This is a genomic window from Aliishimia ponticola, from assembly GCF_004803475.1.
Lineage (GTDB): Bacteria > Pseudomonadota > Alphaproteobacteria > Rhodobacterales > Rhodobacteraceae > Aliishimia > Aliishimia ponticola.
Window position 1 is genome coordinate 416,922 of the sequence record NZ_SRKY01000004.1, and the last position, 11,956, is coordinate 428,877.

Annotated in this window: 12 protein-coding genes; 4 read left to right on the forward strand and 8 right to left on the reverse strand. The window is 61.7% G+C overall.

From position 1 onward, the window contains the following. Window positions 1-37 precede the first annotated feature (37 nt). From E4Z66_RS16325 to E4Z66_RS16335, 3 genes are all read left to right on the forward strand, one after another. Complete coding sequence (locus tag E4Z66_RS16325; RefSeq protein ID WP_136464115.1) at window positions 38-1,315, forward strand: acetylornithine deacetylase/succinyl-diaminopimelate desuccinylase family protein; 1,278 nt, start codon at window positions 38-40, stop codon at window positions 1,313-1,315. A 97-nt stretch (window positions 1,316-1,412) separates the two neighbouring features. Further along, window positions 1,413-2,891: an ABC transporter substrate-binding protein gene (locus E4Z66_RS16330; protein ID WP_136464116.1), complete on the forward strand. Its 1,479-nt coding sequence runs from the start codon at window positions 1,413-1,415 to the stop codon at window positions 2,889-2,891. Window positions 2,892-2,964: 73 nt separating this feature from the next. Continuing rightward, a complete protein-coding gene (locus E4Z66_RS16335; RefSeq protein WP_136464117.1) occupies window positions 2,965-3,393 on the forward strand; it encodes a (R)-mandelonitrile lyase in 429 nt (142 codons plus the stop codon). Here the strand turns inward: E4Z66_RS16335 and E4Z66_RS16340 are convergent. Beyond that, entirely contained in the window at window positions 3,351-3,827 is a 477-nt protein-coding gene (locus E4Z66_RS16340) for a hypothetical protein (RefSeq protein WP_136464118.1), read from the reverse strand. The genes E4Z66_RS16335 and E4Z66_RS16340 overlap by 43 nt on opposite strands. Beyond that, a complete protein-coding gene (locus tag E4Z66_RS16345; RefSeq protein WP_136464119.1) occupies window positions 3,827-4,309 on the reverse strand; it encodes an RNA pyrophosphohydrolase in 483 nt (160 codons plus the stop codon). The genes E4Z66_RS16340 and E4Z66_RS16345 overlap by 1 nt, the downstream gene beginning before the upstream one ends. Window positions 4,310-4,441: 132 nt before the next feature. On the opposite strand from E4Z66_RS16345, the gene E4Z66_RS16350 reads away from it, so the two are divergent. Then, a complete protein-coding gene (locus E4Z66_RS16350) occupies window positions 4,442-6,469 on the forward strand; it encodes an NADPH-dependent 2,4-dienoyl-CoA reductase (RefSeq protein ID WP_136464189.1) in 2,028 nt (675 codons plus the stop codon). A gap of 85 nt (window positions 6,470-6,554) precedes the next feature. On the opposite strand, the gene E4Z66_RS16355 is transcribed toward E4Z66_RS16350, so the two are convergent. From E4Z66_RS16355 to E4Z66_RS16380, 6 genes are read right to left on the reverse strand one after another with little or no spacing between them, the layout of a single operon-like run. Then, a complete protein-coding gene (locus E4Z66_RS16355) occupies window positions 6,555-7,460 on the reverse strand; it encodes a LysR family transcriptional regulator (protein ID WP_136464120.1) in 906 nt (301 codons plus the stop codon). 18 nt (window positions 7,461-7,478) lie between these two features. After that, a complete protein-coding gene (locus tag E4Z66_RS16360; protein WP_136464121.1) occupies window positions 7,479-8,135 on the reverse strand; it encodes an aspartate/glutamate racemase family protein in 657 nt (218 codons plus the stop codon). Next, entirely contained in the window at window positions 8,132-9,598 is a 1,467-nt protein-coding gene (gene hydA, locus E4Z66_RS16365; RefSeq protein ID WP_136464122.1) for a dihydropyrimidinase, read from the reverse strand. Before hydA ends, E4Z66_RS16360 begins: the two co-directional genes overlap by 4 nt. A gap of 3 nt (window positions 9,599-9,601) precedes the next feature. Further along, window positions 9,602-10,390, reverse strand: a complete 789-nt coding sequence (locus E4Z66_RS16370) for an SDR family oxidoreductase (protein ID WP_136464123.1) — start codon at window positions 10,388-10,390, stop codon at window positions 9,602-9,604. Beyond that, the gene (locus E4Z66_RS16375) at window positions 10,390-11,322 is read right to left on the reverse strand and encodes a dihydrodipicolinate synthase family protein (RefSeq protein WP_136464124.1); all 933 of its coding nucleotides are present in this window, start codon (window positions 11,320-11,322) and stop codon (window positions 10,390-10,392) included. The genes E4Z66_RS16370 and E4Z66_RS16375 overlap by 1 nt, the downstream gene beginning before the upstream one ends. Before the next feature lie 9 nt (window positions 11,323-11,331). After that, window positions 11,332-11,952, reverse strand: coding sequence for a flavin reductase family protein (locus E4Z66_RS16380; RefSeq protein ID WP_246036051.1), 621 nt, complete (start codon window positions 11,950-11,952; stop codon window positions 11,332-11,334). Window positions 11,953-11,956 lie beyond the last annotated feature (4 nt).

An 11,956-nucleotide genomic window follows, 5' to 3' on the forward strand; every position in this document is an offset into this window, starting at 1 on the left:
GGTTGCCAAATTCAAACCGTGGGCCAATCCTGCGCGCATGACATTGGACACACGCATCGAAGCCGCGCGCGACGACCTGATCGCGCTGACACAAGACCTTATCCGCATCCCGACACTCAATCCGCCGGGCGCGGAATATGCGACGATATGTGACTATCTCGACAAGCGTCTGACCGCAGCGGGATTCGAGACGCAGTGGGTCCGCGCCAAGGACGCCCCCGGCGACAGCGACGCCTATCCGCGCTGGAACCTCGTTGCGCGCAAGGAAGGGCCTAACAAGGGCGAATGCGTGCATTTCAATTCCCATACCGATGTGGTCGAAGTGGGGAATGGTTGGACCAAAGACCCGTTCGGCGGCGAGGTCGAGGATGACCGGATTTATGGGCGTGGGGCCTGCGACATGAAAGGCGGGCTCGCCACGTCGATCATCGCGGCCGAAGCCTTTATCGCGGAACATCCCAACTTTTCCGGTGCCATCGAAATCAGCGGTACTGCGGACGAGGAATCGGGCGGTTATGGCGGGGTGGCATATCTTGCATCGCAGGGATTTTTCGATCCTGCCCGCGTGCAACATGTCATCATCCCGGAGCCACTCAGCAAAGATCGGATCTGTCTGGGCCATCGCGGCGGCTGGTGGGCAGAGATCGAAACAAAGGGCCGTATCGCGCATGGGGCGATGCCGTTTCTTGGCGATTGTGCCGTGCGCCACATGGGCGCGGTGCTCGACCGGTTCGAGACAGAGCTTTACCCCGCCATGGCGGCACGGCGCACCGAGATGCCAGTGGTGCCCGAAGGCGCGCGGTCCTCGACCATGAACATCAACTCGATCCATGGCGGTATGGTGGACCTTGCCCCCGGCGACACATCGCTGCCAGCGCATTGCGTCCCGGATTCGTGCCGGATCGTGATTGACCGGCGCTACCTGATGGAAGAACCGCTTGAACAGGTGCGGGGCGAAGTGGTGGCGCTTTTGGAAGACCTGAAAGCCAACCGCACCGATTTCGACTATGGGCTGCGCGAATTGAACGTGGTCATCCCATCCATGACGGATGTGGAATCCCCGGTGGTGCAGACTGTCTCCAAAGCGATCCACGACACGATGGGGGTCGATCCGACCTATGTCGCCTCGCCCGGTTCTTACGACCAGAAACATATCGACCGTATCGGCAAGCTGAAAAACTGCATCGCCTATGGACCCGGTGAACTGGAACTGGCGCATCAGCCGGATGAGTGGGTCGGGATCACGGATATGATCGACAGTGCCAAGGTTATGGGCAAATCGCTGGAAAAACTGCTGTTGCCGGGGCAGTCCTGAATTTTACCCCGCAGGGAAAGGCCGTTACGGCACCCCCCCTTGATCCGCAGCGCGTTTCACCAGACACTTCGTGCAAAGCAAACACGGGGAGACTGGAATGAAACACCTTTTGACGCGCACCGCGATGGCCGCGGCGCTGGCTGTCGGGGCCATGGCCGCCGAAGCCAAGGACGACATCATCATCGCGATGCAGCTTGAACCGCCGCATCTCGACCCGACTTCTGCCGCTGCGCAGGCCATCGACAGCGTGGTCTACACAAACATTTTCGAAGGACTCACCCGCTTCATGGGGGACGGTTCCGTTGTACCGGGCCTCGCCGAAAGCTGGGAGATCAGCGATGACGGCACCGTCTATACCTTCAAGCTGCGCGATGGCGTGACCTTCCATGATGGCACGACAATGGATGCAGAGGATGTGAAGTTCTCTCTCGATCGGGCGCTGGCAGAGGACTCTACCAACGCGCAGAAAGGTCTTTTTGCCGGGATCACTAGTGTCGAGGTCGTCGACCCACTGACCGTGAAGGTTACGCTGGACGGCCCGAACGGGAACTTCCTGTTCAACATGGCGTGGGGTGACGCGGTCATCGTCGCGCCTGAAAGCATCGAGAACATCAAGCAGAACCCGGTCGGCACGGGCGCTTACGCGTTCTCTGAATGGGTGCAGGGCGACAAGATCACGCTGACCCGCAATTCCGATTATTGGGGCGAGGCACCGGCACTTGCCAGCGCCACGTTCAAGTTCATCAATGATCCGACCGCCGCTTTCGCGTCTGTCATGGCCGAAGATGTCGATGTGTTCACCGGCTTCCCTGCGCCGGAGAACCTGCCGCAATTCGAAGCGGACCCGCGCTTTCAGGTGCTCGTCGGCTCGACCGAGGGGGAAACGATCCTTTCGACCAACAACAAGCAGCCGCCTTTCGACAATCTGAAGGTCCGTCAGGCCGTCGCCCATGCCATCGACCGTCAAGCCATCATCGACGGGGCCATGTTCGGGCTTGGCACGCCGATCGGCACGCATTTCGCGCCGCACAACCCGGCCTATGTCGATCTGACGGCACAATCTGCCTATGACCCGGAAAAGGCCAAGGCGCTTCTGGCCGAGGCGGGTTTTGCAGACGGCTTTGAAACCACCCTGCACCTGCCGCCGCCATCCTATGCCCGCCGCGGCGGAGAGATCATCGCCGCGCAGCTTGCACAGGTGGGCATCAAGGCAGAGATCATCAATGTCGAATGGGCGCAGTGGCTGGAAACCGTGTTCCGGGGCAAGAACTTCGGCCTGACCATCGTCAGCCATACGGAACCGATGGATATCGGCATCTATGCGAACCCGGATTACTACTTCCAGTATGACAATCCAGAGTTCCAAGCGCTGCTGGACAAGCTGAACAAGACCACCGATCCCGACATGCGCACACAGCTTATGGGCGACGCGCAGAAGATTATCGCGGATGACGCTGTGAACGGCTATCTGTTCCAGCTGGCGGCGATCACGGTTGCGAAAGCCGGGGTTCAAGGCCTGTGGGCGAACGCCCCGACCGCCGCGGTGGATCTCACTGGCATCAGCTGGGCGGAGTAACCTCCCCCCGCATTGCACTAACGCGCCTCGCCCAATGGCGGGGCGTTTTCGTTTTCAATTCAGGTGGTCATCCATGCAGCATTTCAAAGCCGGCGCACGGCCGTCGACCCGGCCCAATCCCGATTATTTCACCGGCGATGTCTGGTTCGATCCGGTCATGTCCACGCCCGCCCCTGCGCGGCTGAACGCTTTGGTCGTGCGTTTCGATCCGGGTGCGCGGACCGCATGGCACACGCATCCCCTTGGTCAGACGCTTTATGTACTTTCAGGCAAGGGGCTGATCTGCCGCCGAGGCGAAGCGCCGCAAGTCATCCTGCCCGGTGACACTGTTTGGTTTGATCAGGGCGAAGAACATTGGCACGGTGCCGCGCCTGACGTGGGCATGACCCATCTTGCCATGCAAGAGGCGGATGAGACCGGGTCAGCAGCGGTTTGGCTGGAAAAAGTGACCGACGCGGATTACCGCTTGGACACGCAGGACCCGCCCGAAAGACAGGACTGAACTCGCCGCAGCAAGCCCGCATCCGGCTGGACGAAGGCCATGGTGGCGCAGGGATCGGCAAGAACCTCCTGCCCGCCACCGACGCTACGCGCGAAAAGCAGATACTCCGCCCCCGGGGTCAACCTGGCACACCAAGGCCCGGCACAGCGCACGACGATGCGCAGATCCCCCTCGAACGGCATGGTGCCACTGCGGCTTAACAGGTGCCCTGAAAAGCGCGCCGGAATGGTCGTTTCGGGCGGCACATTCTGTTGTTTGTTCCAATCGACCTGCGGAAGCGCGCTGCCATCAAACTGCATGACGCCGTGCAAGACGCGGTAGGAATCGGGGCTGTCCTTGGCCTTGAGAAAGGCGTCCTCCACCGACCAAGGCAGACAGGACAGCGCCGCAACCTGCATCGGCAGCAACGCCAGCAAAAGGACAAGCAGCCGCATCACAGGTAGTCTCGGAACTCGTCAACAACCCGCGCATAAACATCGCGTTTGAACGGCACGATACGTTCCACCAGATGCGCCGGATCCTGCCAGCGCCATGCGGAAAATTCCGGATGCTCGGTTTCGATATTCACCTGATCATCCGTGCCACTGAAGCGCATCAGGAACCATTTCTGTTCTTGGCCGCGATACCGGCCCTTCCAGATTTTCGGCACCAGATCATGCGGCAACTCATAGGGCAGCCATGTTTTGCTTTCGGCGATGATCTCCACCAGATCGGCGGAAATACCTGTCTCTTCCCAAAGCTCGCGCAAGGCGGCTGCGCGCGGCTCTTCACCCTTGTCGACGCCACCCTGCGGCATCTGCCATGCCTCCTGAAAGCGGTCATTGCGCTGACCGACGAACACATGTCCGTCCGGGTTCAAGATCATCACGCCAACACAGGGGCGATAGGGTAGCTTGGCAATCTCTTCGGGGGTCATTGGATTCTCCGTGTGTCGCGCTTCCTATCCCACGTGACGCGGCGTCCGTCCACCAGACTGACGCGGGGTTGTGCGTGACAATTCGCTGGCCATGCGGTGAGAATGTCCCAAATCGGCAGGGAGGACATGACGATGACCCAATATCCCAACCTACTCGCGCCCCTCGATCTGGGCTTCACGACCCTGAAGAATCGCGTTTTGATGGGCTCCATGCATACCGGGCTGGAGGAAACCGGTGACTGGAACCGCGTGGCGGAATTCTACGCAGAGCGCGCGCGCGGCGAAGTGGCCCTGATGGTCACGGGCGGCATTGGCCCGAACCTCGAAGGTTCCGTGATGCCGGGTGCGTCCATGATGACCACCGACGAGGACGTTAAGAACCATTCCGTCGTGACAGAGCGCGTCCACGAGGCGGGCGGCAAGATCGCGATGCAAATCCTTCATGCCGGGCGCTATGCCTATGGGCCGAAATGCGTCGCGCCTTCCGCGATCAAATCGCCGATTTCGCCTTTCCCGCCGAACGAGTTGGACGAGGACGGTATCGAAAAGCAAATCTCCGACATCGTGAACGCCGCCGTGCTGGCGCAAAAGGCCGGCTATGACGGGGTGGAGATCATGGGCTCCGAGGGGTATTTCCTCAACCAGTTCATCGTCAGCCATACCAACAAGCGCGAAGACCGCTGGGGCGGCTCTTACGAAAACCGTATTCGCCTGCCGATCGAAGTCGTTCGCCGCACACGCGAAGCCGTTGGAACCGACTTCATCATCATCTACCGGCTCAGCATGATTGACCTTGTGCCGAACGGCTCGACCTTTGACGAGGTCGTGCAATTGGCGCAGGAGATCGAAAAAGCCGGGGCGACGATCATCAATACCGGAATTGGCTGGCACGAGGCCCGCGTGCCCACCATCGCAACATCGGTTCCGCGCAAGGCCTTTGCCTGGGTGACCAAGAAGCTGATGGGCCATGTGGGTATTCCGGTCATTACATCGAACCGGATCAACACGCCCGATGTGGCCGAAGACGTGCTGGCCGATGGCTGCGCCGATATGGTGTCCATGGCACGGCCCATGCTGGCCGACGCGCATTTCGTGCGCAAGGCGATGGGCAATGAAGCCGCGCAAATCGCGCCCTGCATCGCGTGCAATCAGGCCTGTTTGGACCACACCTTTGGCGGCAAGCTGACCTCTTGCCTGGTGAACCCGCGTGCGTGCCACGAAACCGAACTGGTCATCGAACCGGCAGCGCAGAAGAAAACCGTGGCGATCGTGGGCGCGGGGCCAGCGGGCCTGTCGACAGCGATCACCTGCGCAGAGCGGGGTCACGACGTGACGGTGTTCGACAAGGCCTCCGAAATCGGTGGGCAGCTTAACCTTGCCAAACAAATCCCCGGCAAAGAAGAATTCTGGGGCTTCGTCGACTGGTATCGCGCGATGATGGATGTGCATGGCATCACCGTGAAACTGAACACGGAAGCCACGCCGGAACTGCTGGAAAACTTCGATGAGATCGTGATCGCCACCGGCGTATTGCCGCGCGATCCGGGCATTCCGGGCGGAGACCGGGACAATGTCGTCAGCTATATCGACATCCTGAAAGGCAAGGTGACCGCAGGCAAAACCGTTGCCGTGATCGGCGCGGGCGGGATCGGGTTCGACGTGTCGGAATATCTTGTCCACGAAGGCGAAAGCCCGGCGGAAAATATCCCGATGTGGATGAAGGAATGGGGCGTCGCCGATCCGGCAGAGCATCGCTCCGGCCTCGCGCCCGAAGGGCCGCAACCCGAAGCGCCTGCACGGACGGTCACACTGCTGCAACGCAAGGCGGAAAAGCACGGCAAGCGTCTGGGCAAGACAACCGGCTGGATTCACCGGGCCGCGCTGAAGATGAAGGATGTGAACTTCGTCGGCGGCGTGAATTACGAGCGGATCGATGATGACGGTCTGCATGTGACCTTCGGCGAGGCGCGCGAGAACCCGCAGGTCATTCCGGCCGAGACGGTCGTTCTGTGTGCCGGGCAAGAGCCGCTGCGGATCTTGGCGGATACGCTGGAAGCGGCCGGGCGGTCTGTTCATGTGATCGGCGGCGCGGATGTGGCGGCGGAACTCGACGCCAAGCGCGCGATCAATCAGGGGACGCGGCTCGCAGCCGCCTTGTAAAACGCATGTACATGGCCCGGGGCGGGCCTTGACTGCTTCGCGCCACCGGGCGACACGCGGCGCCGGCCCAAGGGCGCAGACGGGTTTATTGAGTCATGGCGGCAACGAGCGTTCTTTGAAACTCCACCGCCAGTTGGGACAAGGACCGGCCCGGCCGCGATACCACACAGGCAGGCACGGAGATCGCCGGATCGAAAGGACGGCTGGTCAACGCCATATTGGGCAGGAACATCGCGGTGTGGTGATCCACGACAGCAATCCCGTTGCTTGACTGCGCCAGCACGGCGGCTGTGTGGCAATACCGAACCTCGATCTGCGGGGTGTAAGGCACGCGGGCAAGATCGAAAGCGTTCTGCACCATCAGCCCCAGGCGCGAGGCGCGGTCGAGCCCGATGAAATTATGCCCGGCCGTATCGTGCGGGCTGACAATCGACAGCGCCGACAAGGGGTGATCGTCCCGCATCAGCGCCACCATACGGTCACGCCGGATCGTCGTCACATCGACACCGGGATGGCTTTCCAGCCCCAGACACAGCCCGATATCCGCAGCCCCGATTGCAACGGCGTCGATCACATGATCCATGCGGCGCACATCATACTGCACCGTCACTTCCGGGCGGCTTTCCAGAAAGGCAGAAAGCGCGCCGGGCACGACCGAATGGCCGAGTGGCGGGGTCGCCATGATGCGCAATTTTCCGACTGTCCCGCCACGCAGATCCCGAACGCAGGATTCGACAGAGCGAAGTTGCTCGAAAAGCGGTTCGACCTCTTGGAACAGGCTGCGTGCCTCGTTCGTCGGGATCATTCGCTTTTTCTCGCGCTCGAAAAGCTCAAAGCCCACTTGCTGTTCGAGTTGCTTGATCGCAGTCGACACCGATGGCTGCGAAATCCCCAACTCTTCTGCCGCCGCAACCGTCGTCTGGCGCAGCATCAGCGTACCGAAAATTTCTAGCAGGCGAAGGGACAGGTCGTTGCGTCGTGCGATCTTCATACCGCATCTCTAGCGGCTTCAAAGGGGGTTAGCCAGCACCGTTCCAATCGCCATGGAGACCGCCGCCTGCGTCGGATCGATCACCGGAATGCCCAGATCCTTCTCAAGCGGGGCCCGATGCACCGCCATGCCGGCACAGCCCAGAACCAGCGCCTCTGCCCCGTCCGAAATCAGTGCCTGCCCGACCTCTTGGAGGCGGGCAAAGGTGCCAGTGCCGCGGGCCGATTCATCGACCGACATGTTCAGCGCGTGTTCGCCCGCGATCCGCGAGGTCACGCCCATGCGCCGCATGTACAAACGGTGCCGCTTTTCCGACGCCGCGGCGATGGCCACGATACCGATACGATCCGCACGGCTCAGGGCGGTCAGCACTCCGCTTTCCTGAATTCCGAACACCGGCACCGGCGAAACAGAGCGGCAGGCGTCGATGCCCGGGTCCGAATAGCACGCAATGACGAATGCCGAAGCATCGGCGCGCTGTTCGACAAGCCGCACCAAGGGCAGTACGACCTGATCGGAATGCACCTGGCTTTCGACACCGAACGGGCCTTCGGTCAGGGTCACGCATTCGATGGGGGGACCGCCTTGCAGCCGGAACGATTCCAGCGCGCGGTCCAGACCATCCGTTACCGCCTGATTGCTGTTCGGGTTGATGACGACAATCGGACCGCTCATGGCTTTGTCTCCGGCATGATCTGTGCGCCGAAATTCTGCGCAGGGTCCAGTTCGACAGCGCGGTGTCCCGGATAGCCCGTCAGATCGATCTTTTCGCGGGACACGTATTGCCCGTGGCCGGGTTCAACGCGCAGTTCACCACCATCAACCACACGCGTGCCCCGCGTCAGAACGGTGACAGGCCAGCCCGTCACCGACCAGCCGTCAAACGGCGTGTAATCCATATTGTCATGCTGATCCTCGACCCGCACCTTGCGCGTCTCTTTCGGATCCCAGATCGCGATATCGGCATCCATACCGATGGCGATGCTGCCTTTGGACTTGAGGCCATACAGCTTGGCCGCATTGCTGGCCGACAGGGCCGCGAATTGTTGCAGCGTGATACGCCCCTTGGTGACCCCTTCGGAAAACAGAAGCGGCAGGCGCAGCGCGATGCCCGGCATACCATTGGCGATCTGCTTGAAAGTGGCGTCCGGCCCCTTGGAGAGCTTTCCGCTTTCGTCGAACCGGTAGGGCGCATGGTCGGAAGAGAACACGCTGAACGTGCCCGCCTGAAGATGCCGCCACAGCGCTTGTTGCGTGGCCTCGTCCCGCAGCGGCGGAGAGCACATGAACTTCGCACCCTCCATCCCCGGACGGTCCAGATCGTCGCGTGTCAGGAACAGATACTGCGCGCAGGTTTCGCCGAAAATCTTGGCGCCATCCATGCGGGCATCGCTGACCAGCGCGGCGCCTTCGGGCGTGGATACGTGCACGATCAGCAGCGGCGCATCCACCAGCTTGGCGAGCGAGATCGCCCGGTTGATCGCCTCGGACTCGGCCAGTGCCGGGTGGCTGACCGCGTGATACCGCGGCTGGGTATGGCCTGCCTCAACCAGACGTTCGGACATCCACGCGATCATGCCGGAGTTTTCCGCATGCACCATGGTAAGCGCGCCGTTTTCCTTGGCGATGGTCAGGATATCAAGGAATTGGCGGTCGTCGATCTTCATCAGATCATAGGTCATGAACACCTTGAAGGACGTCACCCCGCGCTTGAACGCTTCGGGCAGTTCCTCCGTCAAAACCTTTTCGGTCGGGTCTGCGACGATCAGGTGATAGCCATAGTCGATCACCGCCGCGCCCTGCGCCCGGCTGTCATAAAGATCGAGCGTTTCGATCACGCCCATGCCGCGATGCTGTGCCGCGAAGGGGACAAAGCAGGAATTGCCCCCAAAGGCCGCACTGATCGAACCGGAGCGATAATCATCCGCCGTCATCCCACCCGTCGCGCTTTCCTGCGCGATGTGGCAATGCGCTTCGATCCCGCCGGGCAGCACCAGCTTGCCGGTGGCGTCGATGGTATCGCGCCCTTCGAGTCCGGTGCCAAGGGCAGCGATCTTGCCATCCTTGATTCCGACCTCGGCCTCGTATGTGTCGGCGGCTGTGACAATTGTCCCGCCCGTAATTACCAGATCGTACATGTTCTACACCGATTTGATTGCGCCACCGTCGCAGCGGATGAGGCTGCCGGTAACATAGCTTGCCTGCCGCGAGGCGAGAAAGGCACAGACTGCACCGAATTCTTCCACCGTACCATAGCGGCCCGCCGGGATTGTCGCTTTTGAGGCGACGCGGACGTCATCAAGGGACTTGCCGCTTTTGCGGGAGGCATTCTCGTCCAGCTCATCCACCCGTTCCGTATGGATGCGACCGGGCAGCAACATGTTCACCGTCACGCCATCCGCCGCCACATCGTTGGACAGCGATTTCGACCAACCGACCAGCGCCGAGCGGATCGCATTGGACAGGCCCAGATTCGGGATCGGCTGAATGACGCCCGACGACCCGATCGTGATAACGCGCCCCCAGCCCTGTTCCTGCATGGCGGGCAAAACCCGCGACGTCAGGGTGGCGACGGTCATCACCATTGTATCGAACTGCGCGGCAAGTACGGCGGGATCGGCCTCCACCATGCGGCCGGGGGGCGGGCCGCCGGTATTGTTCACAAGGATATCGACGCCGCCAAGAAACTCTTGCGCGGCTTGCAGCACCGTATCCACAACATCGCCCGAAGTCAGATCGGCGACGACGAAATCCGCCCGTCCCGGCCCCGATGCGTTGATGCTGGCAACCGCTTCGGCCAGCTTGTCCTCTGATCGGCCGGTCAACAGCACATGCGCGCCCTCGGCGGCAAGCGCCTGCGCACAGGCCAGCCCAAGCCCGCGTGAGGACGACATCACCAAGGCGCGTTTTCCCGTCAGCCCCAAATCCATTAGCCCAGCTCTCCCAGTCGTTTTTCCAGACGTGTCATCAACCGCGTCAACTCTTCGTGGTCGCGTGCGGTCATCGCCGGTCCCGGCGCCCGGACCTTGTTGCTTGCAATGACCCCGCGACGCCGCAGCACTTCCTTGCGGATGGCAAGCCCAAGGCCCAATTGCTGCTCGTACCGCACCATCGGCAGGTAGGCATCAAAGAGGTCTTCCGCCCCGTCCACATCGCCTGCCTTGTGCCGGGCAACGACCTGCACCAGCATTTCGGGATAGGCAAAGCCCGTCATCGCACCATCGGCGCCGCGCTGCATTTCCTGCGCCAGAAACAGCGCCGAATTGCCCGTCAGGATCGACAGGCGCGGCACGTCATCGGTGCCGGATTCCGCGCGTACGCGGCTTAGCTTGGTCAGACCCGGCCAATCCTCGTGTTTCAGCATGACGATCTGCGGATGATCCACGGTCAGGCCCAGGATCGTCTCGACCGAAACCTGCACACCGGTCGTTTGCGGGTAGTCCTGAAAGCAGATCGGCGTGTCGCCCAGCGCGTCGCAGACCTGCGCCATGTAGTTTTTCAGCTTCACCTCTGTGACCAGTCCGGGCTGCGGCGCGACCATGACGCCCCCGGCACCGGCATCCATGACGGTGGCAGTCAGCCGGGCCATATTGTCGAGCCCCGCCGCCGATACACCCACAACCACGGGCACGCGCCCAGCCACACGTTCCAGCACATGGGCCGCGAATTTCTGCGCCTCATCTCCGGCCATCTTTGGGGCCTCGCCCATGATCCCGAGGATAGTCATGCCGCTCACCCCGGTTTCGAGGTAAAAATCCACCATCCGGTCGGTGCTGTCGTAATCAATCGCACCGGACTCGTCGAACGGCGTCGCGGCGATGATAAAGACCCCGTCAGAGTTTCGGGTAATCAGGTTGCTCAAGTCGGTCTCCTAGGTTGTCGGTAACGGCGGAATCGCGCGCGGGGCGGTCTCCACCAATGTTGCGTATTTGTCCGCGAAGAGGCGCGCCAAAGGATAGGCGCTGTCCCATTCGACGCGCCATGTTTCGGTGTCGATCAAGCCGTCCCGCGCGACCAGACCAGCGGCTTGCCCCACGACGATGTCGCGTTCCGGCGAATAGCTCAGCTTGTCCAAGAGGCGGCACTCGATCGCCACGGGCGCGTCCGCCAGCCGTGGTGGCGCGACTTGGGATGACGGGGCCAGCGACAGGCCAAGCGCCTGCGGCTCGGACACATCGGGCGCATAGGCCGCGGCCGTGCCCACCATCGCTCCGGTCAAATCGGGGGTCACGATGTTGACGACGAACTCGCCAGTGTCGCGGATATTCCGCGCGGTGTCCTTGGGAGTGCCGTCTGCGTGATGCTCAAGCCCGACGATCACAAGTGCCGGATCCTGCCCGAAGAGATTGAAGAAGGAAAACGGCGCGGCATTCACCGTCTGATCCGTGCCAAGCGTCGTGATCCACGCGATCGGGCGCGGGATCACCACGGCAGTCAGCAACTTGTAACGCAGCGCCGGTTCCATCTGGTCAAGGTCAAGGGACAGGGTCATGCAG

What these genes read in the sequence shown, in the direction of transcription:
- E4Z66_RS16370 (WP_136464123.1), bottom strand. Translation starts at nt 10,390, where the DNA reads ATGGATTTGGGGCTGACGGGAAAACGCGCCTTGGTGATGTCGTCCTCA.
- E4Z66_RS16345 (WP_136464119.1), bottom strand. Translation starts at nt 4,309, where the DNA reads ATGACCCCCGAAGAGATTGCCAAGCTACCCTATCGCCCCTGTGTTGGC.
- E4Z66_RS16340 (WP_136464118.1), bottom strand. Translation starts at nt 3,827, where the DNA reads ATGCGGCTGCTTGTCCTTTTGCTGGCGTTGCTGCCGATGCAGGTTGCG.
- E4Z66_RS16360 (WP_136464121.1), bottom strand. Translation starts at nt 8,135, where the DNA reads ATGAGCGGTCCGATTGTCGTCATCAACCCGAACAGCAATCAGGCGGTA.
- E4Z66_RS16330 (WP_136464116.1), top strand. Translation starts at nt 1,413, where the DNA reads ATGAAACACCTTTTGACGCGCACCGCGATGGCCGCGGCGCTGGCTGTC.
- E4Z66_RS16325 (WP_136464115.1), top strand. Translation starts at nt 38, where the DNA reads ATGACATTGGACACACGCATCGAAGCCGCGCGCGACGACCTGATCGCG.
- hydA (WP_136464122.1), bottom strand. Translation starts at nt 9,598, where the DNA reads ATGTACGATCTGGTAATTACGGGCGGGACAATTGTCACAGCCGCCGAC.
- E4Z66_RS16350 (WP_136464189.1), top strand. Translation starts at nt 4,442, where the DNA reads ATGACCCAATATCCCAACCTACTCGCGCCCCTCGATCTGGGCTTCACG.
- E4Z66_RS16355 (WP_136464120.1), bottom strand. Translation starts at nt 7,460, where the DNA reads ATGAAGATCGCACGACGCAACGACCTGTCCCTTCGCCTGCTAGAAATT.
- E4Z66_RS16380 (WP_246036051.1), bottom strand. Translation starts at nt 11,952, where the DNA reads ATGACCCTGTCCCTTGACCTTGACCAGATGGAACCGGCGCTGCGTTAC.
- E4Z66_RS16335 (WP_136464117.1), top strand. Translation starts at nt 2,965, where the DNA reads ATGCAGCATTTCAAAGCCGGCGCACGGCCGTCGACCCGGCCCAATCCC.